At 62.1% G+C, this 25,687-nt stretch carries 34 protein-coding genes and 1 pseudogene; 11 read left to right on the top strand and 24 right to left on the bottom strand.

Features of this window, described 5'->3' with window-relative positions:
* Positions 1-29: 29 nt before the first annotated feature.
* Complete coding sequence (locus NKI95_RS00520; RefSeq protein WP_352713146.1) at positions 30-911, top strand: AraC family transcriptional regulator; 882 nt, start codon at positions 30-32, stop codon at positions 909-911.
* A gap of 100 nt (positions 912-1,011) precedes the next feature.
* Here NKI95_RS00520 and NKI95_RS00515 read toward each other — a convergent pair whose 3' ends face one another.
* From NKI95_RS00515 to lgt, 6 genes are all read right to left on the bottom strand, one after another.
* Positions 1,012-1,947, bottom strand: coding sequence for a ribose-phosphate pyrophosphokinase (locus NKI95_RS00515; RefSeq protein ID WP_254819191.1), 936 nt, complete (start codon positions 1,945-1,947; stop codon positions 1,012-1,014).
* Between the two features lie 251 nt (positions 1,948-2,198).
* The gene (locus tag NKI95_RS00510) at positions 2,199-2,819 is read right to left on the bottom strand and encodes a hypothetical protein (protein WP_352713143.1); all 621 of its coding nucleotides are present in this window, start codon (positions 2,817-2,819) and stop codon (positions 2,199-2,201) included.
* 54 nt (positions 2,820-2,873) lie between these two features.
* Complete coding sequence (locus tag NKI95_RS00505) at positions 2,874-4,025, bottom strand: M24 family metallopeptidase (RefSeq protein WP_023678425.1); 1,152 nt, start codon at positions 4,023-4,025, stop codon at positions 2,874-2,876.
* On the bottom strand, positions 4,025-4,813 hold the full coding sequence (gene pgeF, locus NKI95_RS00500; RefSeq protein WP_352713141.1) for a peptidoglycan editing factor PgeF: 789 nt from the start codon (positions 4,811-4,813) through the stop codon (positions 4,025-4,027). Before pgeF ends, NKI95_RS00505 begins: the two co-directional genes overlap by 1 nt.
* Positions 4,814-4,998: 185 nt before the next feature.
* Positions 4,999-6,087, bottom strand: coding sequence for a class I SAM-dependent methyltransferase (locus tag NKI95_RS00495; protein ID WP_352713140.1), 1,089 nt, complete (start codon positions 6,085-6,087; stop codon positions 4,999-5,001).
* The gene (gene lgt, locus NKI95_RS00490; RefSeq protein WP_352713138.1) at positions 6,084-6,935 is read right to left on the bottom strand and encodes a prolipoprotein diacylglyceryl transferase; all 852 of its coding nucleotides are present in this window, start codon (positions 6,933-6,935) and stop codon (positions 6,084-6,086) included. The genes NKI95_RS00495 and lgt overlap by 4 nt, the downstream gene beginning before the upstream one ends.
* A gap of 130 nt (positions 6,936-7,065) precedes the next feature.
* Between lgt and NKI95_RS00485 the strand changes: the two genes are divergently transcribed.
* The 3 genes from NKI95_RS00485 to NKI95_RS00475 all read left to right on the top strand — a co-directional run bounded on the left by NKI95_RS00485 (position 7,066) and on the right by NKI95_RS00475 (position 8,565).
* The gene (locus tag NKI95_RS00485; RefSeq protein WP_352469177.1) at positions 7,066-7,368 is read left to right on the top strand and encodes an accessory factor UbiK family protein; all 303 of its coding nucleotides are present in this window, start codon (positions 7,066-7,068) and stop codon (positions 7,366-7,368) included.
* A 330-nt stretch (positions 7,369-7,698) separates the two neighbouring features.
* Positions 7,699-8,199, top strand: coding sequence for a type III secretion system chaperone family protein (locus NKI95_RS00480; protein ID WP_023678420.1), 501 nt, complete (start codon positions 7,699-7,701; stop codon positions 8,197-8,199).
* Positions 8,200-8,205: 6 nt separating this feature from the next.
* Positions 8,206-8,565, top strand: coding sequence for a tRNA-binding protein (locus NKI95_RS00475; protein WP_352713136.1), 360 nt, complete (start codon positions 8,206-8,208; stop codon positions 8,563-8,565).
* A gap of 12 nt (positions 8,566-8,577) precedes the next feature.
* Here the strand turns inward: NKI95_RS00475 and NKI95_RS00470 are convergent, their stop codons facing one another.
* From NKI95_RS00470 to NKI95_RS00455, 4 genes are all read right to left on the bottom strand, one after another.
* Entirely contained in the window at positions 8,578-9,600 is a 1,023-nt protein-coding gene (locus NKI95_RS00470) for a glycosyltransferase family 4 protein (RefSeq protein WP_352713134.1), read from the bottom strand.
* Between the two features lie 206 nt (positions 9,601-9,806).
* Complete coding sequence (locus tag NKI95_RS00465) at positions 9,807-11,222, bottom strand: ATP-binding protein (protein ID WP_352713132.1); 1,416 nt, start codon at positions 11,220-11,222, stop codon at positions 9,807-9,809.
* Positions 11,223-11,273: 51 nt separating this feature from the next.
* Positions 11,274-11,993, bottom strand: coding sequence for a response regulator (locus NKI95_RS00460; protein WP_023678415.1), 720 nt, complete (start codon positions 11,991-11,993; stop codon positions 11,274-11,276).
* Entirely contained in the window at positions 11,980-12,507 is a 528-nt protein-coding gene (locus tag NKI95_RS00455) for a MarR family winged helix-turn-helix transcriptional regulator (protein ID WP_023719182.1), read from the bottom strand. The genes NKI95_RS00460 and NKI95_RS00455 overlap by 14 nt, the downstream gene beginning before the upstream one ends.
* Positions 12,508-12,779: 272 nt before the next feature.
* On the opposite strand from NKI95_RS00455, the gene NKI95_RS00450 reads away from it, so the two are divergent.
* The 3 genes from NKI95_RS00450 to NKI95_RS00440 all read left to right on the top strand — a co-directional run bounded on the left by NKI95_RS00450 (position 12,780) and on the right by NKI95_RS00440 (position 14,949).
* Positions 12,780-13,673, top strand: coding sequence for a branched-chain amino acid aminotransferase (locus NKI95_RS00450; RefSeq protein ID WP_352469168.1), 894 nt, complete (start codon positions 12,780-12,782; stop codon positions 13,671-13,673).
* Between the two features lie 145 nt (positions 13,674-13,818).
* A complete protein-coding gene (locus tag NKI95_RS00445) occupies positions 13,819-14,130 on the top strand; it encodes a hypothetical protein (RefSeq protein WP_352713129.1) in 312 nt (103 codons plus the stop codon).
* A 177-nt stretch (positions 14,131-14,307) separates the two neighbouring features.
* Positions 14,308-14,949 (top strand): MBL fold metallo-hydrolase, encoded by a 642-nt coding sequence (locus NKI95_RS00440; protein ID WP_352713127.1) that lies wholly within the window; start codon positions 14,308-14,310, stop codon positions 14,947-14,949.
* A gap of 69 nt (positions 14,950-15,018) precedes the next feature.
* Here the strand turns inward: NKI95_RS00440 and NKI95_RS00435 are convergent, their stop codons facing one another.
* The 3 genes from NKI95_RS00435 to NKI95_RS00425 all read right to left on the bottom strand — a co-directional run bounded on the left by NKI95_RS00435 (position 15,019) and on the right by NKI95_RS00425 (position 16,276).
* Positions 15,019-15,429: a BA14K family protein gene (locus tag NKI95_RS00435; protein ID WP_352713124.1), complete on the bottom strand. Its 411-nt coding sequence runs from the start codon at positions 15,427-15,429 to the stop codon at positions 15,019-15,021.
* Between the two features lie 192 nt (positions 15,430-15,621).
* A complete protein-coding gene (locus NKI95_RS00430) occupies positions 15,622-15,834 on the bottom strand; it encodes a cold-shock protein (protein ID WP_006202521.1) in 213 nt (70 codons plus the stop codon).
* Positions 15,835-16,063: 229 nt separating this feature from the next.
* On the bottom strand, positions 16,064-16,276 hold the full coding sequence (locus NKI95_RS00425; RefSeq protein ID WP_006202520.1) for a cold-shock protein: 213 nt from the start codon (positions 16,274-16,276) through the stop codon (positions 16,064-16,066).
* Between the two features lie 497 nt (positions 16,277-16,773).
* Between NKI95_RS00425 and NKI95_RS00420 the strand changes: the two genes are divergently transcribed.
* Positions 16,774-17,172: a Kazal-type serine protease inhibitor family protein gene (locus NKI95_RS00420; RefSeq protein WP_352713120.1), complete on the top strand. Its 399-nt coding sequence runs from the start codon at positions 16,774-16,776 to the stop codon at positions 17,170-17,172.
* 10 nt (positions 17,173-17,182) lie between these two features.
* On the opposite strand, the gene NKI95_RS00415 is transcribed toward NKI95_RS00420, so the two are convergent.
* Genes NKI95_RS00415 through NKI95_RS00400 form a run of 4 tightly spaced genes read right to left on the bottom strand, consistent with a single transcriptional unit; the run spans position 17,183 to position 18,127 of the window.
* Positions 17,183-17,407, bottom strand: coding sequence for a hypothetical protein (locus NKI95_RS00415; protein WP_292661267.1), 225 nt, complete (start codon positions 17,405-17,407; stop codon positions 17,183-17,185).
* Between the two features lie 35 nt (positions 17,408-17,442).
* Positions 17,443-17,580 (bottom strand): hypothetical protein, encoded by a 138-nt coding sequence (locus NKI95_RS00410; protein ID WP_023719175.1) that lies wholly within the window; start codon positions 17,578-17,580, stop codon positions 17,443-17,445.
* A 38-nt stretch (positions 17,581-17,618) separates the two neighbouring features.
* The gene (locus NKI95_RS00405) at positions 17,619-17,864 is read right to left on the bottom strand and encodes a hypothetical protein (protein ID WP_292661264.1); all 246 of its coding nucleotides are present in this window, start codon (positions 17,862-17,864) and stop codon (positions 17,619-17,621) included.
* Entirely contained in the window at positions 17,861-18,127 is a 267-nt protein-coding gene (locus NKI95_RS00400; RefSeq protein WP_352713118.1) for a hypothetical protein, read from the bottom strand. Before NKI95_RS00400 ends, NKI95_RS00405 begins: the two co-directional genes overlap by 4 nt.
* Before the next feature lie 366 nt (positions 18,128-18,493).
* On the opposite strand from NKI95_RS00400, the gene NKI95_RS00395 reads away from it, so the two are divergent.
* From NKI95_RS00395 to NKI95_RS00385, 3 genes are all read left to right on the top strand, one after another.
* Entirely contained in the window at positions 18,494-18,676 is a 183-nt protein-coding gene (locus NKI95_RS00395; RefSeq protein WP_352664703.1) for a hypothetical protein, read from the top strand.
* Between the two features lie 10 nt (positions 18,677-18,686).
* Positions 18,687-18,953, top strand: coding sequence for a DUF1488 family protein (locus NKI95_RS00390; RefSeq protein WP_352713115.1), 267 nt, complete (start codon positions 18,687-18,689; stop codon positions 18,951-18,953).
* A 183-nt stretch (positions 18,954-19,136) separates the two neighbouring features.
* On the top strand, positions 19,137-20,771 hold the full coding sequence (locus NKI95_RS00385) for a tetratricopeptide repeat-containing sulfotransferase family protein (protein WP_352713113.1): 1,635 nt from the start codon (positions 19,137-19,139) through the stop codon (positions 20,769-20,771).
* A 116-nt stretch (positions 20,772-20,887) separates the two neighbouring features.
* Here the strand turns inward: NKI95_RS00385 and NKI95_RS00380 are convergent, their stop codons facing one another.
* The 7 genes and pseudogenes from NKI95_RS00380 to NKI95_RS00350 all read right to left on the bottom strand — a co-directional run bounded on the left by NKI95_RS00380 (position 20,888) and on the right by NKI95_RS00350 (position 25,638).
* Positions 20,888-21,241, bottom strand: coding sequence for a DUF1428 domain-containing protein (locus NKI95_RS00380; protein ID WP_352713111.1), 354 nt, complete (start codon positions 21,239-21,241; stop codon positions 20,888-20,890).
* A 57-nt stretch (positions 21,242-21,298) separates the two neighbouring features.
* Positions 21,299-21,727 carry a VOC family protein gene (locus NKI95_RS00375; protein ID WP_352713109.1) on the bottom strand — a complete coding sequence of 143 codons (429 nt, stop codon included), beginning with the start codon at positions 21,725-21,727 and terminating at the stop codon, positions 21,299-21,301.
* Positions 21,728-21,870: 143 nt separating this feature from the next.
* Positions 21,871-22,044 (bottom strand): hypothetical protein, encoded by a 174-nt coding sequence (locus NKI95_RS00370; protein ID WP_023719167.1) that lies wholly within the window; start codon positions 22,042-22,044, stop codon positions 21,871-21,873.
* A 212-nt stretch (positions 22,045-22,256) separates the two neighbouring features.
* A complete protein-coding gene (locus NKI95_RS00365) occupies positions 22,257-22,646 on the bottom strand; it encodes a nuclear transport factor 2 family protein (protein ID WP_352713106.1) in 390 nt (129 codons plus the stop codon).
* A gap of 98 nt (positions 22,647-22,744) precedes the next feature.
* Positions 22,745-24,273 (bottom strand): annotated as a pseudogene (locus NKI95_RS00360) (ABC-F family ATP-binding cassette domain-containing protein).
* 298 nt (positions 24,274-24,571) lie between these two features.
* Positions 24,572-25,132 carry a hypothetical protein gene (locus NKI95_RS00355; protein ID WP_352468439.1) on the bottom strand — a complete coding sequence of 187 codons (561 nt, stop codon included), beginning with the start codon at positions 25,130-25,132 and terminating at the stop codon, positions 24,572-24,574.
* Positions 25,133-25,161: 29 nt separating this feature from the next.
* On the bottom strand, positions 25,162-25,638 hold the full coding sequence (locus tag NKI95_RS00350) for a hypothetical protein (RefSeq protein ID WP_352468440.1): 477 nt from the start codon (positions 25,636-25,638) through the stop codon (positions 25,162-25,164).
* Positions 25,639-25,687 lie beyond the last annotated feature (49 nt).

The following is a 25,687-nucleotide window of genomic DNA, read 5'->3' as shown; positions in this document are numbered from 1 at the left end:
CCAATAGTTTCGCAAGTGGGCCATAGCTGATGCCGCATGGCAGGGAAATGTTCAGAGCGGGCGACGCTGATCTCGGGCTGTTGCATGAGCGTCGCTGGCAATGGCTGGAGCAGGCCGTAGGGCCGGCAGTGGCGTTGCCGACCGAATATCCGGACGGCTATCACGTGCCACGGCACCATCACAGCCGCAGCCAGTTGCTGCACGCGCTGGTCGGGGTCGTGCTGGTAACAACGCGGCATGGGCGCTGGATGGTGCCTCCGGACCACGCGATGTGGATCCCCGCCGGCACCGAACATTCCGTCGAGATGCTGGGCGACGTCAGCATGCGGTCCGTCTATGTGATGCCGGAGGCCATTCCTGGCCTGCCGGACGGTTTGCGCGTCGTCGGCATCACTGACCTGATGCACAGCCTGATCGTGGAATCGGAAAAGCTGCCGCAGGGCGCCGAGCTGGAGGGGCGGGGTGGGCTGATCATGAAGCTCCTGCTGCACGAAATCCCGAACCTGCCGGAACGGCCACTCGGACTGCCGTTGCCGTCCGACGCAAGGCTGGCAGCGCTGTGCCGGCGCTTCGTCTCGGCACCGTCACCGCATGCGACGATCGACGAGTGGGCCGCTATCGTCGGCATGAGCCGCCGCTCTTTCACCCGCGCGTTCCACCGCCAGACCGGATTGTCGCTGTCGACCTGGCGTCAACAGGCCTGCCTGTTCGCGGCGCTGCCACGGCTGGCCGACGGCGAGCCGATCACGAGGGTGGCGCTTGATCTCGGCTATGACAGCGTGCCGGCGTTCATCACCATGTTCAAGCGCATGCTGGGAGCCTCGCCGCGCGGTTATATGCGCGGCGCCCGTGATGCTGGCGAAGGTGTGCGACGAATAAGCGGTCCGGCTCGGCCCGAGTCGCAGCCTTAAAGGGCGTCGCGTTCGGCCGGCCTCATGCGACGCGCTTTGCGTTCTTGTTTTTATGCACGTCGTTATCGCAAAACCGCTGCACACTTTTGCGCGACACGCATTAATCGAACAGGCTCGACACCGATTCCTCGGTCGCCGTGCGCGAGATCGCCTCGCCCATCAGTTCGGCGATGGAGATGACGCGGATATTGGCGGCGTCCAGCACTGCCTGGGTCGGCTGGATGGAATCGGTGATGACCAGTTCCTGCAGTTTCGAGGCGCCGATGCGGGCGATGGCGCCGCCGGACAAAACGCCATGGGTAGTATAGGCGGTGACACTGGTGGCGCCGTCGGCAAGCAGCGCATCGGCCGCATTGCACAGCGTGCCGCCCGAATCGATGATGTCGTCGATCAACAGGCAATCCTTGCCGCGCACGTCACCGATGACGTTCATGACTTCCGATTCGCCGGGGCGCTCGCGGCGCTTGTCGACGATGGCAAGCTGGGCGTCGATGCGCTTGGCGAGTGCGCGGGCGCGGACCACGCCGCCGACATCCGGCGACACCACCATGACATTGGCAAGCTGCTTGTATTTCGCCTTCACGTCGCGGGCCATGACCGGCACGGAAAACAGATTGTCGGTCGGGATGTCGAAGAAGCCTTGAATCTGGCCGGCATGGAGATCCAGGGTCAGCACCCGGTCGACGCCCGCCCTCGTGATCATGTTGGCGACCAGCTTGGCCGAGATCGGTGTGCGGCCAGAGGCACGGCGATCCTGCCTGGCATAGCCGAAATAAGGAATAACCGCAGTGATGCGCTTGGCCGAGGAGCGCATGAAGGCATCAATCATGATGAGCAGTTCCATCAGATGATCGTTGGTCGGGAACGAGGTGGACTGCAGGATGAAGACGTCCTCGCCGCGCACATTCTCCTGGATCTCGACGAAGATTTCCTGGTCAGCGAAGCGCCTGACGCTGGCCTTGCCCAGCGGAATGTTGAGGTAGCGGGCGACTGATTCGGCCAGCACCCTGTTGGAATTGCCCGCGAAGAGCTTCATGCACCGTTCCTGGCGAAGGATTGAGAGACTCCGATAGCACTCCAGCCTCTTAGTCGGGCTTTTAGCGGCCCGCGCCGGTATTGCAAGCGTCGTGAATGGGAATCCGCCGGCTAATCTCAATAAACGCTTACGGCTTGAGCATGCGGCGATAGAGCCAGTTCCATGCCGGCGGAATCGGGCTGGCGCTATCTTTGTGTTTGAGCATGGTCTTTTCCGAAAACCGGATTCCACTTTTGGAATCATGCTCCAGGTCAGCCGGCGCCACCGCCAAGCCAGGTGGCGAACTGGTCGATTGTCTGGTCGGCAATGGCCTGCATGGTCGCCGGCGCAACCGCCGCCCAGCCTTCACCGCCACCGACGGACGGCGCCTTCTGCTGGCCATTGATGCGATGCAGCCGGTTGCCGGCCGGGTCATAGATGTCCCAGACGTAGATGACGGTGGTGTCCTTGCCTTCCGTCATGGTCGAGAAATAGCCCTTGAGCACATGCGTTGGGGTCTGGTCGGTGCTGCCGGCCAAGGTGATGCCGCGCTGCCTGGCGCGTGTCTGAAGCTCGGCGGTCAGCGGTGTCGCGGCTTCTACCGAGGCGCCGACGATCGGCGCCACCTGCAGCCGGGTCCGCGCAATGGCAGCCGCGCTTTTGGCGGGCGGCACGGCTGCTGCAGCGGAAGGCTGCGCTGTACCTGCAGTTTGCGCGGTGCCGGCAGGCTGAGCCGGAGTTGAGGGGGGTGTTGCGGCAGCTCCGGCTCCGGAGAGCGATTGCGTCGATTGCGGGGCAATGGCCGAGGGTTCGAGAACGTCCTTCGCATTGGTGCAGGCCACCAGTGCCAGCCCCACGAGCAATGACACGGTCGTCACATGCGATCGTCTCATTAGCCTGAAAACTCCTTGGCGACGAACGCCCCTCACACTCTTTCCATTATGGATTCACTGCACGATCAAGTCGAGATCATGGCGGGACAGCGGCTTCGGCTGGGATTCGGTGGTCAGATAGGTGCGGCCAAGCGTCATCGCGGTTTCGGTTTCGGAGTCCATGATGATCATATGGGCGAACAGCGTCATGTTCGGCGCGATCGGTTCGGGATTGCCCTGATAGAACATCGGCATATCCATCCAGGACGGGGTGAAGCGGGCGCCGAGCGAATAGCCGCAGGCATTGAGCCGGTGCTTGGTTAAATTGTGGGCCTCGAGCGTGCGGGCATGGGCGTCGAACACGTCGCCGAACGTGTTACCGGGTGTCATCGCCTTCTCGACTGCAAGTAGCGCGGCGCGGGCGGCATCGAACAATTCCTGGTGGCGTTTCGATACCTTGCCGGTCAACACCGTGCGCATCATTGCCGCATGGTAGTGGTGGAAGACACCGGCCCATTCGAGCGTCAGCTGGTCGTTCTTGGTGAGCTTGCGGCGACCGGCCTTGTAGCGGCAAAGCAGGGCGTCGACGCCGGAGCCGATGATGAACTCGTTGGCCGGATAATCGCCGCCGCCGGCAAAGATCGCACCTTGCATGGCGGCCAGGATCAGCGCCTCATCGCCGCCCTGCTTGATCAGCGGCAGTGCTGCGTCCAGCGCGTCGTCGGCCAGATTGGCGGCTTTTTCCGCCTTGGCGATTTCGGCCGGGCTCTTGAACAGCCGCAGCCGGCTGACAATGCCGGAGGCATCCGCGATCTGCCCGAAGGTCTGCAACTGCTCGTCGAGGCGCCGGCCATTATAGGCCGTCAGGCCGTGGGTGTCGTATTCGACGCCGATGCGGGCGCCGAGCAGGTCAAGCTCGTTGAGCAGATTGCGCAGGTCGACCGCCGGGTTGGCGCCGTTGCGGTCCGTCCACAAAACGATGTTGTCGATGATCGAGGTGTGGCGCGCCTGGCGCAAGTCGGCCGAACGCGTCAGCAGCACCATCGAGCCGTCGGCCTTGACCACCAGGCACTGGAAAAAGCAGAAGCCGAAGGTGTCGTAGCCGGTCAGCCAATACATGCTTTCCTGGGCAAACAGCAGGACGGCGTCGAGCTTCTTTTCGGCGATCTCGATCATCAGTCGATCGCGCCGCGCGTCGAATTCCGAGCGTTCGAAATGCAGCGCCATCAGTCAGCCTCCAAAACGATTGCCGAAACCTGCCGCCCGTAGTCGGGCTCGTTGCGATGCGTGCTGCGCCGATAGGAGTAGAAAAGCTCTTCCTCGGCATAGGTGCAGCGATCGAGCCCTTCGGCGTTGACGCCAGCCTTGGTCAGCCGGTCGACCGTGTAGCGGTTGAGGTCGAACATCGCGTGTCCGGCATTTGCGGAGGGCGCGAAATAGCGAGCATTGCCGGCATCGGCGTCGACGAAGCGGGCGACGAATTCCGGTCCGACTTCGTAATTCCGTGGGCCGATCGACGGACCGAGCACTGCGACGATGCGGTCGCGCCGGGCGCCGAGGCTTTCCATTGCCGCGATGGTGTTTTCCAGCACGCCGGTGAAAGCGCCTTTCCAGCCGGCATGGGCGGCGCCGATAATGCGCGCCTCGGCGTCGGCGAAGAGGACCGGTCCGCAATCGGCGGTCGAGGCACCGACGGCAATGCCCGGCCGGTCGGTGACAATGGCGTCGGCCTTGGGCCGCTCGCCGGCAAAAACCTCCCTGGCAATGACAACGTCCGGCGAATGAACCTGGTGAGCGCTCAGCAGATGGTTTGCAGGCACGCCCATCCATTCGGCGACCCGGCGGCGATTCTCGCGCACCAGCGTCTGGTCGTCGTTCGAGCCGGTGCCGATGTTGAGGCCCCGGTAGATGCCGCTGGAAATGCCGCCGACGCGTGTGAAGTAGCCGTGGCGGATGCCTTGCGCCGTTTCCAGCAAGGGCGACCGAACGGGATCCGGTTTGGTCTGATTCAGCATGGCGGCTTTGTTGTCCGTATGGGCGATTTCGTCAAGCGAGTTGAAGACGGGCGAGTTGAAAACGGGTGAGTTGAAGACCGGCGAGTTGAAGACGGGCGCACTTGAAAGCTGGTCAGTTAAGGCTGGCGCAGTTGATGTCGGGCGCTAGCCGGAGATGGGAGAGTGGGAGAGGCGGCAGCGAAAAGTCAATCCGTGCTTGGAAACGGCGGAACGGCAATGCCGGCGGGGAGGACCGCAAGCACCTTAAAGAGTTCGCCCATGGCCAGCGGGCCGGCGAGGCGCTCGACGTCGGCCGCGATCTTTTCGCGAGCTGCCTCATCGGCATTGGCGCCGAGCCGGCCAGCCCGTTCGAGAAGCCCCACCTTGAGCAGGAATTCACCTTGCGTTGAGAGGTGGGCATCGAGGCCGTGTGCCCGAACGGTTGCCGCGAGGGCAGCGAAATCGACATGGGCGGTGAGATCGGCCTGCCCCGGATTGGCCAGCACGTCCTCATGACCGTGCTTGCGCAAGGCCTGCAAGGTGTCGCCGATCCCGGGCTGGAAGTGACCGTAGTCGAGAAACAGGCCGGCGCCGCCAAATCCGGCAAGTCGCCCGGCGATGGCCGCCATCAGGGCAGCGCGGGCTGGCGCCACCTCGACGATGGCACCTTGCGGCGCATTCTCGGCACCCTCCGGCAGCAGCATCGGGTCGAGCGAGCCGGCGCCGACGAAAAAGCGCAGCCGGTTCGTGTCGTCGAGACCGATCATCCGTTCGCGCCAGCCGGCTCCAGCGCGGACGAACTGGCGGATAGGCACCGCGTCAAACAGCTCGTTGCCAACAATCAGAAGCGGCCCCTGCGCTAGTGTGTCAACGGCCTCATGCCAGGCGATGGTGGCCGACGTCCCGGCAAGTGTCCGTTTCTGGACCTCGGTCAACCGCGGACTGGTCTCGATCAAAGCGAACGATGCACTGGCGGTAAGCGTCGGATCGAGCCGCGAAAGCGTGCGCAGCATATCTCTCATCAGCGTGCCGCGGCCGGGGCCTATTTCGGCGATGGCGACCGGCGTCGGCCGGCCGATCGCCAGCCACGCCTGGTAGAGCCAAACGGCGACCAGCTCGCCAAACATCTGGCTGATCTCCGGTGCGGTGACGAAGTCCCCGGCGGCGCCGAACGGCTCGCGTGTCGTATAATAGCCGTCCTGCGGATCGAACAGGCAGAGCGCCATATATTCGCTGATGGGGATCGGTCCCACCGCACCGATCAGCTCGGCGATGCGGGTTTTCAGCCGCGTCATGCCGGCTGCGGTTTTGTCACCGGCTTGGCTGTAGCCATCGCCCAGATGCCGGCCAGCACCATCGGCAGCGACAGCACCATTCCCATGGTCAGCCAGCTCGTGCCAAGGAGGTAGCCAAGCTGCTGGTCGGGCTCGCGAAAGAATTCGACGAAGATGCGCGAGGCGCCATAGCCGGCGATGAAGGCGCCGCCGACGAAACGCGGCGTCTTCAGCTTGAGCCGCGAATGGGTGAGGAAGCGCAGGATAAGGAACAACACCAGCCCTTCGAGCAGCGCTTCGTAGATCTGGCTTGGATGGCGTGCAAATGGGCCGCCATTGGGGAATTCGAATGCCCATGGAACGTCGGTCGGCCGGCCCCACAGTTCGGAATTGATGAAGTTTGCCAGGCGAACGAGGCCAAGCCCCACCGGCACGCCGGCGGCAACCACGTCGAACAGCGACCATGTGCGGATGCCGCGAGACCGGGAAAACAGCGTCATTGCAAGAATGACGCCGAGCAGGCCGCCATGAAACGACATCCCGCCCTGCCAGACGGCGACGATATCGAGCGGATTGGCAATGTAGCGCGGCAGATCGTAGAACAGCACGTAGCCGGTGCGTCCGCCGAGCACCACACCGATGGCTGCCCAGACGATGAAGTCGTCGAGGTCGACGGGCTTCATCGGCAGGGTGCCGTCTGGCCACAGTTTTGGGTTGGTGACGAGGCGCTTGGCATACCACCAGGCGAACAGAATGCCGACGATGTAGCCGACGCCGTACCAATGCACCGCCAGCGGTCCGATCCGGACGATGACCGGATCGATGTTGGGGAAGGGCAGGGCAGCCAGCGGCAGCAAATATTCGCTCAACAGGGTCTCCCGGTTCCGATCAGGTTCGGGCGCGGACCATGCGGCAGGGTTTTGGCAGGGTCAAGGCAAGCGTGTGCTTGCATTCCGCATCGTGCGCCACTACGTCAATTCGACCAAGCGAGGATTTGCCATGGCGACCGGACCGAACCGCATTCTCGATGAATTCGCCAAGCTGATGACCGACGCAGCCGGTGCCGCGCAAGGCGTGCGGCGCGAGGTGGAGACTGCCTTCAGGGGCCAGGCCGAGCGCATACTCAACTCCATGGACGTGGTGCAGCGCGAGGAATTCGAGGCCGCTCGCGACATGGCGGCGAAGGCCAGGGAAGAAAACACCCGCCTCGCCGCTCGCATCGAGGCGCTCGAGGCCAGGCTTGCCGAATTGACCGGTCAAGTAGCGCCTGCGGCGGCGGCAAAGCCGCGTGCAAAAAAATAATAAGAAATAAATCGTAAACTTTTCCACAAAGCCGGATCGCAAAAAGCGCTTTGTCGTGAATCGCTTACCGGTACTGCGTGGATCTTTGTGACAGCGCCTTTCCACATGCGAATGACGCAGTGCGAAAAATTGGGCTGGTCACGCGACTCCCGATCAATAGACTGAATTTGTTGCATGATTCGGAGCAGGGTCATGCGCCGGGCGGTGGGGTCCGGTCCGGGGTCTTTGCGTTGACGAAGTCCTGGCCGTCCGAGTTCTAGGCAGAATTGTTCGAGTGTGCCTCTCCCGCGGAGCGTGTGGTGGCGCTCCCAGAACGACAGGAAGCATTTCATGGAACTTCTCGAACTCGAATTCTCCCGCGAAATCCATCCGGTGGATGTTATCGAGCAGGTGGCGCACAACAACGATTGGTCCTTCGAGCGGGCCGGCGACGACGAGATCTCGATCTCGGTTGCCGGAAGCTGGACCGACTACCACGTTTCATTCTCCTGGATGGAGGACTACGAGGCGCTGCACCTGGCTTGCGCTTTCGACATCAAGGTGCCTGAGGCGCGCGCGCTCGAGGTGATGCGGCTGCTTTCGCTGATCAACGAACAGATGCTGTTTGGCCATTTCGATCTCTGGGAGCAGGAAGGCGCCATCATGTTCCGCCAGTCGCTGCTGCTGGCCGGTGGGGTCGAGCCGTCGAGCCAGCAGGTCGAGGTGCTGCTGTCGTCGGCGCTGGAGGCCTGCGAATGCTATTTCCAGGCGTTCCAGTTCGTCGTCTGGTCGGGGACTTCGGCCAAGGATGCGTTGGCCGGCGTGCTGTTCGAAACCTACGGAAACGCGTGACAGTCGATGAGTTTGAGCAACGCGCGAAAACCCGAGATCACCTTTGCCGATTTCGACCGCGTCGACATCCGCGCCGGCACGATCGTCGAGGCCGAGCCTTTTCCCGAGGCGCGCAAGCCGGCGATCAAGTTGAAAATCGATTTCGGTCCCGTGATCGGGGTGAAGAAATCCTCGGCCCAGATCACGAAATACTATACGCCCGAAACCCTGATCGGCCGGCAGGTGTTCGCTGTGGTCAATTTCCCGCCGCGTCAGATCGGATCATTCATGTCGGAAGTGCTGACGCTCGGCTTTCCCGATGACGAGGGTGCCGTCGTCCTTGGTGCGATCGAGCGCAAGGTGCCGGACGGCGGCAAGCTGTTCTAACTGCGCTGTTGCTCAGGCAGCCAGTTTACGCGTGGTACCCAGCGCCTCTTCGACCGTTTCCATGAACATTTCCGCGCAGGCCTTCCAGCTGTAGCGCATAGCACGTTGCCGCGCCGCGGCGCGGTCGACGTGAAGGGCGGCGAGCGCTGCTTGCCGCAGGTCGTCTGATACCGCGCCGCCGATGCCGTCACCCACAATATCGATCGGTCCGGTGACGGGATAGGCTGCGACCGGCGTGCCGCTGGCCAGCGCCTCGATGATGACGTTGCCGAATGTGTCGGTGCGGCTGGGGAAGACGAAAGCATCGGCCGAGGCGTAGATCTCGGCCAGTTCGTCGTTCGGGCGATGGCCGAGGAAATGGGCATCGGGATATCTGGCCTTCAGCTTCGCCAATTCCGGCCCTTCGCCTACGACCACCTTGCTGCCGGGCAGGTCGAGGTCGAGAAAGGCCGGCAGGTTCTTTTCGATCGCGACGCGGCCGACGCAGAGGAAGATCGGTCCGGGAAATCCCAGGTCCTTTCTTTTATCCGGTCGAAAATGATCTGTGTCGACGCCGCGCGTCCATGGCCGGAGCTTGGTGAAGCCGCGCGCCGCAAGATCGTCGGCGAGCGACTGGGTGGCGACCAGCGTGCCCTGTCCTGAATTGTGGAAATCGCGCAGCCAGCGATAGGCCCATGCTTCAGGCACCGGCAGGCGCGCGCTCAGATATTCCGGAAAACGTGTGTGATAGCTGGTCGTGAAGGGGCGGCCGGCGTTACGGCAGTAGCGCCGGGCCATAATGCCGAGCGGTCCTTCGGTGACGATATGGATGTGGTCCACCTTGCGTGCCTCGATCAGCTGCGCCACGCGGTGAGGAGTCGTCAGCGCCAGCCTGATGTCCGGATAGGTCGGCAGCGGCAGGGTGCGAAAGATGTTCGGCGTCAGGAAGTCCGTCTCGACATCGAAGGATTTCAGCGTCTCCGAGAGGCGCTCCAGCGTGTGGACGACGCCGTTGACTTGCGGGCGCCAGGCGTCGGTGACCATCAGGATGCGCATGGCGGTCCCTTGGCGGAGAGCTTGATTGCCTCGCCGCGATGCCTGAACGGCGACCACGCCGCAGCTCTGGCCTCGCACCGGCGCACCCGGACAGGCGCGGGGTCGAAATGAGGCCGCAGGGCCGAATCAATCAGGATCGCGCGCTTCATTGGTGCTCTTCACCATGGTTTCATGACGGGCCGATGAACGGCCGGGTCTCGCTGCCGTCAAGCCGGAACCTTGATCACCGCCCTCAGGCCGCCGAGCGGGCTGCGCTCGAGGACGATGTCGCCGCCATGGCTGCGGGCAATGTCGCGTGCGATGGAGAGGCCAAGGCCGGTGCCGCTGGCGTCGAGGTTGCGGGCCTCGTCCAACCGCACGAAAGGCTTGAATACATCCTCCCGCTTTTCGGGCGGAATGCCCGGACCGTCATCGTCGATGGTGACGAGCAGCGAACCGCGTCCATGATTGGCATTGATCTCCACCGTCTTGGCATAGCGGAATGCATTGCCGACGACGTTGGACAGCAGCCGGGCAAAGGCATTGGGGCGCACATGGACGTGCGGATCGCCGACAAGCACGGTCGATAGCTTGCGCTTGCGCAGCGTGGCTTCCTCGCGAAGCTTGTCGAAGAAGGCTTCGAGATCGAACTGGCCGGCGTCTTCCGACGCTTCGCCGCGTGCAAAGGCAAGATAGCCTTCCAGCATCGACTGCATGTCGTCGATGTCCTGGTCGAGTGCCTGGGTGTCGGCCGCCTTGGTCCCGGCCAGTGCCAATTGCAGCTTGAAGCGGGTGAGGATGGTCCTCAGATCGTGGCTGACGCCGCTCAGCATGGCCGTGCGCTGCTCGAGCTGGCGTTCGATGCGTTCGCGCATCTGGATGAAGGCAAAGCCGGCGCGGCGGACTTCCTCGGCGCCGCGCGGGCGAAAATCGCGCGGCATCGGCCGGCCTTTGCCGAAGCTCTCGGCCGCCTCGGCCAGCGTTAGAATTGGCCGGATCTGGTTGCGCAGGAAAGGAATGGCAATCATCAGCAGCACCAGTGAGGTGCCGACCATCCAGATCAGGAAAATATGGGTGTTCGACGCATAGGCCTGGCTGCGGCGCACGAAGACCCGCAGCACCTTGTTCTCAAGTTGGACGCGGACCTCGACGATATTGGAATTGCCGACCGTATCGATCCAGAACGGACGGTTGATCTGGCGAGTGATCTCGGACGAAAGGATCTCGTCGAGGATCGAGAAGAACGGCTTTGGCCCGGGTGGCGGCAGCGGGTCGGGCGGTAGGAGGTCGACCTTCAGTTGCATGCGATCCTGGGCGATACGGATGACGTTGGCGTAATCGGCGTCGTGCGGATAGGTCTCTATCAGGTCGATGATGGCGGCGATGTCGCGCACCGTGGCCTGCGACAGGCGCTGCGTTACGGTCTGCCAGTGGCGCTCCATGAAGACAAAGGCGACGACCGACTGCAGCATGATCATCGGCGCGATGACGATGATCAGCGAGCGGGCATAGAGCCGCTTCGGCATGTAAAGCGACACCAGGCGCCAGAAACGGTTCCAAGCGCGCGGCACGGCCTTGAGCGCCCGCGTCGCGCGGGCGCTCAAGCCGCCATCTTCCGGCCGTTCGAGTTGCGTGGTCGCCATTCGTCTTTTCGCTCACCGGCGGCCCGGCAAAGGACCGCTGTCGGCGGCATTCTATTCCACGCTGAGCCGATACCCAATACCGCGCACAGTCTGCAGCCAGACCGGATTGGACGGATCGCGTTCGATCTTGCGGCGCAGCCGGTTGATCTGGACATCGATCGTGCGCTCGCCGACCTCGGACTCGTCGCCGACAAGCTCATGCCGCGGTATCGTCTCGCCGGCGCGCGCAGCGAAGATCGCCAGGATTTCCTGCTCGCGGTCCGTCAGCTTGAGAGCCTCGCCGCCGCGCTTCAGCTCACGCCTGGCGATCTGGAACGTATAGGGGCCGAAGACCAGCTGTTCGACCTTGGGCGTCGTCGCGGGGCCGCCGCGGCGCAGGATATTGTTGATGCGCAGGATCAGCTCGCGCGGGTCGAACGGTTTTGGCAGATAGTCGTCGGCGCCGGCCTCGAGCCCGGTGATCCGGCTGTCGGTTTCGGACAGTGCGGTGAGCATCAGGATCGGCACGTTTTTCTCCGCCCGCAGCGCCTTGGTGAGATCGACGCCGCTTTCACCCGGCATCATGACGTCGAGCACGATCAGATCGAAATCGAGGCCGGCGAGCTTGCGCCGGGCCTCGCCGGAATTTCCGGCGACGGTAACGCGAAAGCCGTTTTCGGTCAGATATTGTTTCAGAAGATTGCGGATTCGGGTGTCGTCGTCGACCACCAGCAGATGCGGCGCGTCGTCTTCCGGTGCTGTCGGATGATCAACCCTCTCAATGGTCTCCATGGCTTTTCCCTGACATCTTTGCGGGCACAATGTCGATCTGCGCCCTTAGTTCCGGATTGACCATCGCTTCAAGGAACCGTTCGATGACGGCGCGTTCGGTGGCTCCGGAATCTTCCAATGCAGCATGGATGCGGCGCGACTGTGGCCGCGCCAGTGCCAGCGCCAGCGCACGGCCCTTGGCCGTAGGATAAAGCTCGCGCTGGCGGCGGTCGCGAGGGCCCTGCAATTGCACGATATGGTCGGTGTCGATCAGTTGTTTGAGCACGCGCGCCAGGCTCTGCTTGGTAATCTTGAGCACGTCGAGGAGTTCGGCGACCGTCAGCCCGGGCCGGCGATTGACGAAATGCAACACCCGATGATGGGCGCGGCCAAAACCGTAATCGGCCAGGATCTGGTCCGGATCGGAGGTAAAGTCGCGATAGGCGAAGAAGAACAACTCGATGATGGCGAAATCGATGCCGTCCTCGTCGGTGATCGCCGTCCTGATCGGCTCTGCGGCTGCGTGGCTCGTCATCTTTTCTCCGTGTGAAGCAGGAAATTTTCTCCGTGTGAAGCAGGAAATTATGTCAGCACTATTGACGTATTTTCCGCGCGATGGTAATTTTTGGCAAGCTTTTCGGCGGATTGCGAACGAAAAGGCAAGCGAAGCCGTTTTTTCCGGAACTTCCTGAGTTTGCCAGACCTTAAATATCCGCCTACGCTTTGAGACAATGGCCGCCCGCAGCGGCCGAGGCGAAACACGCAACGACACAATGATGTGCGGGCTGCCGCCCGCGGGAGGTTACCATGGCATCCGTTCCCTTCGACCAACTGGACGGCTTTATCTGGATGAACGGCGAATTCGTCAAATGGGCCGACGCCAAGATCCACGTCTTGACCCACGGGCTGCACTACGCCAGTGCGGTATTCGAGGGCGAGCGCGCTTATGGCGGCGAAATTTTCAAGCTGACCGACCACACCGAACGCCTGCATGAATCGGCGCGCCTGCTTGGCTTCAAGATACCCTACTCGGTCGCCGAGATCGACGACGCCTGCCGCACGCTGTTGAAGAAGCAAGGTTTCCAGGACGCCTATGTCCGGCCGATCGCATGGCGCGGCAGCGAACAGATGGGCGTTTCCGCACAGAACAGCCGGATCAACTGCGCCATCGCCATCTGGCAGTGGCCGAGCTATTTCGACCCGGCGCAGAAGCTCAAGGGCATCCGCCTCGACATGGCCGAATGGCGCCGCCCCGACCCGCGCACCGCACCGTCGAAATCGAAGGCGGCCGGCCTCTACATGATCTGCACCATGTCCAAGCATGCCGCCGAGGCCAAGGGCTATGCCGACGCCATGATGCTCGACTGGCGTGGCCAGGTGGCGGAAGCGACAGGCGCCAACATCTTCTTCGTCAAGGACGGCAAGATCCATACGCCCAAGCCTGATTGCTTCCTCGACGGCATCACCCGCCGCACGGTCATCGGCCTTGCCAAGGACCGCGGTTTGGAGGTGATCGAGCGCGCCATCATGCCGGAGGAGCTTGAAGGCTTCCAGCAGTGCTTCCTCACCGGGACGGCGGCCGAGGTGACACCGGTTTCGGAGATCGGTCCCTACCGATTCGAGGTCGGCGATATCGCCAAGACATTGATGAACGACTATTCTGCGGCGGTTCAACCCAAGCACGCGATTGCTGCAGAATAACGAAAGTCACAGGTTTTTTATCAAGTAGGGGCGGTTTTCGGGCCGCCCCTTTTATTTAAGCGTTTGCGCATTTGACTTTCATTCAATTCGGCGTCTCATGATGGCGTCGGCCTGGGAGGCTGGCAGCTATGGAGGGACTGGAAATATGGATATGAACACGCTTCTTCCGATCATTATTCAGGTGATTACGGGCATCATCGGTGGTCAGGCGGTGGGTGCGGCTATCAAGACTGCGGCGATGGGGCAGCTTACCAAAATCCTGGGCGGCGCTGTCGGCGGCGTCGGCGGTGCGGCCATCCTCAACAGTCTGCTGGGTGGCGCGGTCGATCCGGCAGCAGCCGCCATGGCGGCAGGGGCCGGCAGCGCGTTGAACATTTCAAATATCGTTGGCGGTGCCGGCGGCGGCGCCATCCTGACCGGCATCATCGGTGCAGTCATGAACGCGATGAAGAAATAAGCTTCGACGTTTCAGGCTTTTCAAATGGGCGGCTTCGGCCGCCCATTTCGTTTGCCGTTTGTGGGAGCGGTGGACGCCGTTCGCGTGTGTCTCTACATCAGGGCCTAGTTCAAGGTTAGAGCTTTCCTGACGCGTTCGAGGGGACGCGCAGCGCTCCGACAGCGTGAAAGGACGAATATGGGTCAGCTCAACGCCGGCATCGTGCCGGTCACGCCGTTCCAGCAGAACTGCACCATCCTCTTCGACATGGACGACAGACAAGGCGTTGTCGTCGATCCGGGCGGTGACATCGACAAGGTGCTGGCGGCGCTCGAGGACAATGCAATCACTGCCGGCGCGATCTGGATTACGCATGGCCATATCGACCATGCCGGCGGGGCCATGGAACTGAAGGAGGCGCTCGGTATCGAGATCATCGGCCCGCATGCCGCCGACCGGCCGCTGCTCGCCAATCTCGAGAACCAGGCAAAGCGCTATGGCATCACCGATCCCGTGCGCAACTGTGTCCCTGACCGGTTCCTTGCCGAAGGCGAGACCGTTTCGTTCGGCTCACACGTGTTCGAGGTGCTCCATTGTCCAGGCCACGCACCCGGCCATGTCGTCTACTATAACCGGGCCGCGAAGTTCGCCCATGTCGGCGACGTGCTGTTCCGCGGTTCGGTCGGCCGCACCGATCTGCCGGGCGGCGACCACGCCGCGCTGATCGCCTCGATTAAGGAGAAGCTTTTGCCGTTGGGCGACGACATCGGCTTCATCTGCGGCCATGGTCCCGGCGGCCGTTTTGGTGAGGAGCGGCGGAGCAATCCGTTCCTGATCTGAAACCGCTTGCCGGAAACAAAAAGCGCGGCCTGTGTGACCGCGCTTTTTTCCGATAGGAAACTGCCTCCGTTAATTGGCGGTGCAGAAATGCTGTTCGCCGTCATAGCCGGTGAACGTGCCGGTACGCGCGTTGAAGCTCCGGTAGCGGTCCGAGCAGTATTCGTACCAGCCGCGGGTCCAGGGCTCCGCATAGCTTTCGGCATAGGCCACTCGCGGCTGCACGTAATAACGGCGCACCGGGGCAGGCCGGTAGTATTCATCATCATAGGCCGGGTCGTAATAGCGGGGCTGCGGACTGGCGAGCGCACCGCCGATCAGGGCACCTGCCGCAAGGCCGAGGACGCCGGCCGCAACGGCGTCGCCGTGGCCGTGGTGACGGCGGTGATGGCGCCATTCATCGGCACTGGCCGCGGGCAAGGTCGCAAGCGTGGTCGCAACGACCGCAGCGGACAGGATGGCAGTCTTGAAAATTCGGTTCATGTCGGTCTCCTTCGTGCCGGCCCGGGTCGTTTTCGGGGGATGCGGTCCGGCTTTAACGAAGATTGATATGCGACCGTGGCTGAACGGGGGCTGAACGAAATTTGACCAGGCGGTTCATCTAACTGGGCGGTTCAAGCGTGCCGCAAACACCGCAGGCCAGACCGGCCCACGTCCATTCTGTCCAGGGCTGGTTCAGCCGATCGACAGGTTGACGGCTTTCGGACCCTTGCCGCGCTTGTCCGGCTCGGTGTCGAATGTCACTTTCTGCCCATCCTCGAGACCGGGAAGACCCGACGCCTGCACGGCCGAAATATGGACGAAGACATCCTTTGCCCCGTCGTCCGGCGTGATGAAGCCGAAGCCCTTGGCGTGATTGAAGAATTTGACGGTGCCGGTCTGCGGCATGGGAAGCTCCTTTGATCCCACAAGTCCAGTCTCGGGCCGGCAAATGCCCGGACGGAAATTTGTCCTTTATTTTAGTGCCATCGGCAAGAGAAAGTTTTGCGGGCGTCTGCAAGCATCCTAGAACACAAAAGGCGCGGCGAAGACCGCCGCGCCTTTACAGAATTCAAGTTCACTCCAAAAGCCTTGCAGCATCCTCACACCCCGAAAGGACGCGCGGCACGCTGTTGTTTCAGGCAGCGCGGAGATTGACCGCTTTCGGACCCTTGCCCATACGGTCGGGCTCGACATCGAAGGTGACCTTCTGACCGTCGACGAGCGTGCGCAGCCCGGAAGCCTCGATCGCCGAGATGTGGACGAACACATCCTTGGCGCCGCCATCGGGCGTGATGAAGCCGAAGCCTTTGGTAGCGTTGAAGAATTTAACGGTGCCGGTCTGGGCCATTGGGGAAACTCCTTCACCCGTGTCAGTCTTGGTGGTTCCGCCCGCCGCCTGGCGCCGTGGGCAAGTCCCGGTGGTTGCTTCGGCAGTCATGCATTGGCGCATGGTAAAACCCCCCGCCGAAAACGGGGCTGTCAGAGATTCACAGTATCGGGGAAAGGTCGTCCAAAACGTTCCGCTCTCCGGGTCGCAAATGCCCGAACACAAAATTTATCGCACGGAAACGTGATGCTTGCAAGATAGAGCCGCGGGCGGCCCAACAGGCGCATCCCGACGCATCGCACCGATAGTCCCGGTTCTCCGCGCGGTCATCGGCCAGACTTCACCCAGGCATGGTCCAGCAAGCGGGGCAGGTGCTGTTTTGGCTTGCGCCGGCATACCGCCCGGGTTCGTCATGCCGCCGGTTGCAAACAGGGGTTGCATTTGGCAGCGGAATGACGAGGATCGGCCGGACGCAGGCACCATTTGTGCAGGCAGGAGTTTCGAGGGGGGGAACAGTCATGCGGCTTCTTGCGGCAATCTTTTCGCGGCAGGTTTTTTCCATCCTGTTCCTGTCGGCAATTCTCGCAGCCTGCACCGTCGTGGTGGATGAGGGGCCGGGGCCGCGCCCGCCACGGCCGGGGCCGCAATTCTGCACTAGGCAATATGACCCGGTCTGTGCCCGGCGCGGCGGCGACCGCCAGACCTTCGCCAATGCCTGCCTTGCCGAACGGGCCGGATACCGCATCATTCGCGAGGGCGAGTGCCGCGGCGGTGGTGGTGGCGGTGAGGAACAGACATTCTGCACCCGCGAATACCGCCCGGTCTGTGCCCGTCGCCATGGCGAACTGCGCACATTCCCCAACGAATGCGAAGCCCGCGCCGCGGATTATCGCGTCGTCGATGACGGGCCGTGCTAGCGCACTGGCCTCACTGTTCGTCCGGATAGGCACCATCGGCGGGGCCGACGTAGAGCTCGGCGCCGTCCTCGTTGGAGATGCGCAGGCGATCGGGGATCTGCGGCATCATCAGCGTGTGAAGTAGCGTGGCGGCGCCTTGCAGGGCGGCGCGCAGGTTCGGTGCCTCCAGCGACACTCGATCGAGTATCGCTTCGTCGGCATCGCGCGAGCGGTAGAACTCGATGACGAAGTTCAAGCACGCCTCCAGGCAGATTGTCGTGCGATCGAACCCTAGCCTTTGGACTTGGGTTTCACAGCGGTCTCCGCCTGCTTGACCGCCGAGCCGAAGGGCGAGGCCGGTTTTGCCGCCACCTTGTCCTTCTTGGGCTTGCGTGTCTCGCGATTGCTGCGCTGTTGACCCTTGGCCATTTTCTGATCCCTTATACGTGTTGCGGATTGCTTTCGGCTCAACTGGCCGGGTTGTCGACCGGTTCGAGATTGTCTTCCGTGGTGACCCGCTCATAGGTCTCCAGCTCGCTGCGGATGCGGTATTGCGGCGAGCCGTCCTTGACCGGCAACCGGCTCTTGATCTGGAACAGCTCCGCGGTCTTTTGGGCAAGGCCGGTGCGGCTCTTCATGCGGACGGTCTGGCCGACGGTGAAGATATGCGCCGGCGTGTCCGTGCGCCGCGCACTCTGCTGGAAGCGGATCATGTGACATTCTCCTGGTCGTGCTGAAGCGCTGCCTCGAGCTCGGCATGGTCGACGGCGACAAGCTGGCTGGTCGCGCTTTTCACCGTCCTTGCCGGCAGATGGATGAAAGTGGCGACACGGCGCCATGCAGGCCACGACATGCCGTCGATCAGTTCTTCGTCGTGGTCGATGTCATAGTCGCCGGCCGGCTGCACGCCATCCAGCCCGCCAAGCACGAAAGGTGCCGCGAAATGCGCGATGGAATGGGTGGTGCGGGCAGACATTCTTGTGCCTCGAAGTTCTCGCTTGTGCCTTGAAGTTCTCGTGCGTTGAAGTTTCTTTCCGGCCTGCTCCGGAAGCGGAGCCTGCATTGCGGTACCAGGTGTCGGCGATTTGGATAAGTTTGGCGGGCCGAGAACCCTGACGCCGCAGGGCCAAGCATGACCCAAAACGGTTTTATACCATTAGTCTGAAAATACGGCTTATTCAAGAAGTTTTCGGCCTCTTACCCCTACCAACCTAAAATTACTTTTCTATAGTTATCTGCAGAACGATGATACGGTCCCGGTGCACCTCAAAAATTGTTTGAAGAACTTCCGGAAAAATTCCTCCGGCATTTGTATTTATTTAGGTATGAAAGGAAGAGAGTCATGAACTCCGAAAGAACACCGGATGTCCCGACAGTTGCAGTTAGTCCCGTCACCAAGCCGATAAAGGTCTTGTCGCCGCGCCTCACGATAAGAAGCGACGAGGCGGCAAGGCGAAGGATTGCCGACACTGACGGAACGGCGCGGCGGGCGCGCCAGCTTGCCGAAAGCAATCGCCTGATTTGACGCGCAAGCCATGACGCTCAATTTTCCCAATCCCAGCCGCTCCTATGACGCGGCGGCCAAGCGCATTCGTTTCGTCGGCCATGACGGCATGTTCGAAGTCCCGTTCTTTGTCGAGGTTGCGGCACTTTCGGCGGCCAACCCGGCTGCAAGCGGAGCCGAGGCCGAATTTCTCAGCGCCTTTGACGCCAAGCGTTCGTCGATCCACGATATTGCGCGCCAAGCCTACTCGCACGGCCGCAAGAACATGTATGTGCTGACGCCGGCAGACTTTCGGTAAGCTCCCCGAGTTCGGAGGTTTGCTTCGTAGCGACCGCCGTCTGCTCTTGCACGTGCCGCAGCGATGGCCTAGATCGCGGCAGGCGGACAACACGGCAGGTTTCCCATCAACAGAGATCCGAGACAACCGGCAGGCGCACGTTACGGCTCAGGCGGACAGCCGCCGCTGGGGCTCGACCAGCACGTGCAGCAGGCGCTGCAATTGCACCAGACGGGGCGCCGGCAGGAAGCCGAGGCGCTTTACCGACAGGTGCTGGCGCAAAAGGCCAACCACCCGGCTGCTGCGCATTTCCTCGGGCTTCTGCTGCACCAGACCGGGCGCAGCGCCGAGGGGCTGGCGCTGATCGAACAATCGGTGCGTCTGCAGCCGAGCAATCCGGATTTCCTCAACAATCTCGGCACCGTGCTGCGCGACCTCGGCCGGGTAGCGGCCGCCGCCGATCTCTTCCGCAAGGTGGTGGCGATTCGGCCGGACCAGCTGGCGGCGCGTGACAATCTCGGCTCGTCGCTGAAGCAGCTCGGCCAGTTCGAAGGCGCCGAAGATATTTATCGCGGCACGATCGGCCGCAACCCGTTCCATGTCCGCGCCCGCGTCGGGCTTGCCGAAACGCTGCAGGAAGCGGGCCGGCTGGATGAGGCACTGGCTGTTTTTCGCGAGGCGCTGACGATCCGGCCGAAGGATGCCGATCTTTTGCACGGCCTGGGTGTCGGGCTGATGGAAAAGGGCAATCTCGACGAGGCTGCCGATCTTTTCAGGCAGGCGCTGGCGGTGGACCCCGGCATGGCCAGGGCCTGGCTGATGCTCACCCAGGTCAAGCGCCAGAAGGAGCGCGACGCCGAGCTTGCCCGCATGGAGGCGGAGCACGCCAAGGCGCCGCAAGGCAGCCTGGCGCGCATGCAGCTTTCCTTCGGCCTCGGCAAGGCCAATGACGACCTCAGGGAGTATGGCCGCGCCTTCGACTATTTCGCCGAAGGCAACGCGATCCGCCGCCAGGGCATCGACTACGACGCCGGCAAGACGCGCGGCGAGTTCGAGGCGATGAAGGCGGTGTTCGACAAGGCCTTTTTTGAAAGGCACAGGCCGAGCGGGATCGCCGACGACACGCCGATCTTCGTTGTCGGCATGCCGCGTTCCGGCACCACGCTGGTCGAGCAGATCATCGCCAGCCATCCGCAGGTCTATGGCGCGGGCGAGCTCAGCATATTGAAGACGGCGGTCGGCAAGCAGTTTCCGCTCAGCATGAAGGGCGGCTTTCCCTGGGGCATCGCCGACATGCCCGACAAGGCCTATGCCGAGGCCGGCCAGGCCTATCTCGACATGCTGCACACCCGCTATCCAGGTTTTCGGCACGTCACAGACAAGATGCCCGGCAATTTCCTGTTGATCGGTTTCATCCACATGATGCTGCCGCAGGCCAAGATCATCCATTGCGCGCGCGATGCGGCGGCGACCTGCCTGTCGATCTACAAGGTGCACTTCCGCGGCGACAGCCATCGCTACGGCTACGATCTCGGCGAACTCGCCGATTTCCACAATCTCTACACCGATATCATGGCGCACTGGCACGCCGTGCTGCCTGAGGTCGTGCACGACGTTCGCTATGAGGATTTCGTCGCCGACCAGGAAGCCCAGTCGCGGGCGCTGATCGCCCATCTCGGCCTGCCGTGGGACGATGCCGTGTTGTCGTTCCACCAGACCGACCGGCCGGTGCGCACGGCGTCCGCCGCGCAGGTACGCCAGCCGATGTATCAGGGCTCGGTCGATCTGTGGAAGCGCTATGGCGACCGGCTGAAGCCGCTGCTCGACAGGCTGGCTTAGAGCGCCGCTGCGCCTAAAGCGCGTCGCGCTCGATCGGCCTCATGCGACGCGCTTTAGATTCCTGTTTATGCATGTCGTTATCGCAAAACCGCTGCACACTTTTGCGCGACATGCATCTAAAGCTCCATAAACGGCTGAAAGCCGCCGAAGATCATGCGCTTGCCGTCGAACGGCATGGTCGACCAGTCGGCCTTCAGGCGCTCATCGGCCATCACCTTGGCCATCACTGCGTCGCGGCTCTGCCTGGATTCATAGACGATCCATGAGAAGATGACGATCTCGTCGTCCTTGGCCTGCACGGCGCGCGGGAACGAGGTGATCTCGCCATAGGGCACGTCGTCGCCGACGCATTCGACATAGGCAAGCGCGCCATGCTCCTTCCAGACGCTGCCGGCGGTTTCCGCCAGCTTCTTGTAGGCATCGAGCTTTGCCTTCGGCACGGCAAGTACGAAACCATCGACATAAGACATTGGATTTCCTCCTGGGTAGGTTTTTCCTCCTCCCGCAAAGGGCGAAGGAAGAATGTGCTAAGCCTTCTTCACCGGTGCGTTCATCGCCCATTCGACGCCGAACGGATCACGCATATTGCCCCAGCGGTCGCCCCAGAACATCACCTGCAACGGCACGACTTCCTCGCAGCCTGCCTCGATGGCCCGCTTCCACCAGGCGTCGATGTCGTCGCTGCCGAGATGGAGCTGCATGGTGCAGCCCTGAGGCTTCACAGCGGCCATTCCATGCTCGGGATAGAAGTCGGAAAGCATCAGGGTCGAACCGTTGATGTAGAGATGGATATGCATGGTGCGGCCCTGTTCGTCCGGCGGATAGGCAAAGACCTGCTCGGCACCGAAGGCCTTTTGGTAAAATTCTGCGGCTTTGAAAGCGCCGTCCAGCTGAAGGTAGGGCGTCAACCCGCCAAGCACTTTGGCGGCGGGCTGGGTCTGCGGCTGGTCATTCATGTCATACTCCTCTTTGCTTCTGGTTTGCCTTTGCGAACCACAGGACGAACGAAACGGCGACGATCCTACACGGCCGATGGTTTTTTCAAATGCCGGGCGCGGGTCCGAAATGGCGCGTTGCTGCCACGGCCAACTGGCACCTTTCAACCTTCGATGCGAATCCGCGGGCTGTTTTGCGCGTCGACGACGATTTCCGGCCAGCCAATATCTTTGCGCAGCTCGATCGGCAATGAAAGGATGGCGCGTTCGCTGCGGTAACGGGCGCGAGCCGCCGAGTAACGGGTCACGGCGTGACCTATGGATGACAGAATAGACATGATGCTTTCTCCTCAATTGGCGCCGGCATCACCGTGTCGGCAACCCAAGGACGTGGCAGGCGATCATCATCCGACAGAGCGTCAGATTTTTTTCCGCAAGGCCGGATTCAATCGAAGACGGCGTTTCTCACCTGCCGGGAATCGAGCGACGACCGCCAAGTCAGCGCACATCCAACCGGAAGCTTAGCTGCGTGCCGTCCGACGGACTGGACTCAGATGACAGATGCGGCCAGAGCGGTGTCGTAATATTCCACCAGTTCGATGATTTTGCCGTCGCGTACCGTCCAGAAATCGGCGGTGCGCAAGACAAACTCGTCACCGGTGGTTCGGCGCGTCAAATGGATCTCGACCTGCGCCGCAACCTTGTCGCCGCCATCGATGATCTCAACCGGGACGAAGCGCCGGTATTCGAAATCGCTGTCCAGCGCCACAAGCCTGGCAAGGAACTCCTGCTTGCCGCGGGCCACTCCGGCATAGCGCGACTGCACCGGATCGGCGATCCAACGAAAGACGACATCATCGGCGCAGTCGACCAGCGCGCCCTCGATGTCACGTTTTGCATAGGCATCATACAGCTTCCTGACGACATCCGCCCCACGCATGACCGGTTTCCTCCTTAGGTTTGCGAGACCTCAGGATGCGCCTTTTCCGGCGAGCGGGAAAGTGTGCTGAGCCGCTCGCCATTCATCGGGCAAAATCGTCAATCTCCCGCTTCGGCCACCGAGCGGAAGAAATCTTCCGGACTGTCGACCTCGGTCAGCCGCCGCTTCTCGATCAGCCAGAAGCGGTTGCCGATTGCCCTGATGAAGGAGCGGTCGTGCGAGGCGAGCAGGCAGCTTGCCTGATGTTCCAGCAGTTCGGCTTCCAGCGCTTGCTGGCCATCGATGTCGAGATGGTTGGTCGGCTCGTCGAGCAAATAGAAATTGGGATTGGCGAGCCTGAGCGCCAGCATCATCAGCCGCGCCTTCTGGCCGCCCGACAGCACGCCGATCCTGCGCTCCTGCATGTCGATGTTGACGCCGGCGCCCGCCAGCAGCGAGCGGGCGCGCTGCTCGCCGACATCGAATCTGCGCGACAGCATCGCCAGCGGCGTGTCGTCGCCGCTGATGCCCGACAATGCCTGGTCGCTATAGCCGAGCACGGTCGACGGCGTCACCTTCAGGCTTTGCGCCGCCGTTTCCGGCTCGACGATGGCGTTCCGGATCAGGCCGATCAGCCGTGATTTGCCGACGCCGTTACGGCCGAGCAGGACGATGCGATCGCGCTGGCAGATATGGCGCTTGCCGGTGCTGAACAACAGCGTGCCGTCAGGGGTTCCGACCGCCAAATCGTCAAGCGTGATCAGCACCTTGGCATGGCTGCCGCGATTGGCGAGCTTGATCGCGCCCGCCGATTTTTCGCGGTGTGCCGGCGCTGCCGCTTCTTCCAGGCGCTCTGCCCGCTGGTTGAGCTGCCTGGTCTTGACCGTCAGCAGATCACTGCCCGAGTTGATGCCGATGTTGTTGAGCTTGGCCGCCTGCCGGCGCAGCTGCTGCGCCACTTTCATGTCGCGCTGGAATTTGCGCTCGGTTGAGGCGTCGACCTCGTCCAGCGCAAGCCTCGCCCGCGAATAGGGCAGCGAAAACACCGGCGATTGTTCAGGGCGAAGGAACAGCGTGCGGTTGGTCGTGGCGTCGAGGAACGCCCTGTCGTGGCTGGCAATCACCAGCGGCACCTCGCGCGGCAGGGCGTTCAGCCAGGTTTCGAGCTGGCTGATCTTGCCGAGGTCGAGATGGTTGGTCGGCTCGTCGAGAAGCAGGACGTCGGGGTCGGTGACCCAGACGCGGGCGACCAGCGCAAGCCTTTGCCAGCCACCGCTCAAGGCTCGCATCGGCCGCTCGCGCATCGGCTGCGGCACGTCGAGCGAGTCGAGAACCACATCGACGCGCCATTGCTCGCTTTCGGCCTGCTCGGCCGGCAAGGCGTCTGCCACCACCTCATGAAAGCTGCGCCCGGCCAGCGCTGCGGGGATGACTTGCTCGACATAGCCGACGCGCAGGCCGCGCGTGCGGGTGATGTCGCTGATGTCGGCTCCATGTCGCCGGTCAGGCACTTCAGCAAAGTCGATTTGCCGCGCCCGTTGGCGGCGACGATGCCGAGCCGGTCGCCGGTGCCGATGGTGAGATCAAGGTTGGAGAAGAGCGGCGCACTCATGGTGACACCGAGAGACTTGAGGCTGATCAGGGCCATGTCGATTTCTCTGGTCTGTCCGGAGTGGATTCCGGTTCAATGCACTTTGACGGTGCGCAAGCTGGCCATCAGGCTCGGCGTTGCAGCACCACGAAGGGCAGACCAAGAAAATCGAAGCGGGAAGAAAAACCCGGACCGTCTCTGGTCAGCCCTGCAAGCAAGCTCGCAGGGCAGAGACAGGGCCGCGCTGACGGTGGTGGTCGAAAGACACGCAGCCCTCCTTTCAAGACGGTCGAGTGTGCGGAGCGATTACACCAAAGGCGGGGTGGGTTGCAAGTGTGTCCTCTGCAGGCAGGCCTTAGTCTGGCAGAGGGAATATAAAGTCACCCTTGGTTCGCTGGATTTCCTGTGGCGTTTCGAAGTGAATCTCCATCAGGATCGGTTCTTCCGGTCCCTTGAAGAAATGAAGTTCGGCATGAGGGAGCACGAGCCGACGGACAGTTTCATATCCGCTTTCCATCTTATATTCCTCGGCTTGCAGCCCTAGACTTGCGAGGAGCGTCTTGGCGGCCGAAAACGTCATGGCTGGACTAAAGCCGTCGAGATCGATTTGGCTGTTGCCGCTCCATTTCAAAGGCAAGGACTTGGGCACATGAGGCATGTGCCAAAGTTTGATGCTGATACGGTGCACTCGCGCTCGATCGCGCCTGATCAAAATGTTGATTTCCAGATCGCCATAACCCAGAAGAAAGCCGCATGGCTGATCCTGATAGACATACAGCCATTTCGGAAAGCCAAGGTGTTTCTGCACCGGTCCAAGATCGGCGCCAGCCCGCAAAGGCGTGTCTTTACTGCCTAAAATCAGGGGCAGAATGTGGAGTTTGCCTTGTTGCCGCATCGAACCTAGGTTTGCTGCCAATTGTTGTCGTAGGTTGGATACTCGGCCTTTCAGCCCCGCCTGATCCCTTCGGCCCAAGCCACCAGGTCGTCTTCGCTGTTGCGCAGCCGCTTCATGACTCGTTGCATGGGCCAGCAAGTAACGCCGCTTCCGACTTCGAGAGCCGCGTTAATTTCCCCTTCGGGATCGTCGTCATTCGTCAGCCAATGCCCGCTGAGTTCCTTGCGAAGCACCTCGCCACAGTAGCATCCCAATGCAAACAAACGCGGCCCGATATCTTGTGATATCAAACCGCCGGAGATGGGCTCTCCATCCTTCGTCTGCTCGCGAAAAAACCGTTCCACCTCGGATATGCTCTGCGGTGAGAAATCCGCGCCGAAGCCCGAACTTTGCAGTGCGTTGGATATCCACTGCGCGGCTATCGGAATGTCGTCTTGCAAGCGCCGCGGTGCGCTTGTTGTTTGAGACGCCGCGCGGGACGGCAAGAACCCTGCGGCGAGAAGCCCAAAGAAACGGCGTGTTATCATCTGTAGCCACCCAGCCGATGGCGAGAAGATACATGCGGCGCTCAAGTAA

The organism is Mesorhizobium sp. M0306, from assembly GCF_040321655.1.
GTDB lineage: Bacteria > Pseudomonadota > Alphaproteobacteria > Rhizobiales > Rhizobiaceae > Mesorhizobium.
The sequence above is the reverse complement of the archived record's forward strand: the minus strand, read 5'-3'. Positions and strand labels throughout refer to the sequence as shown.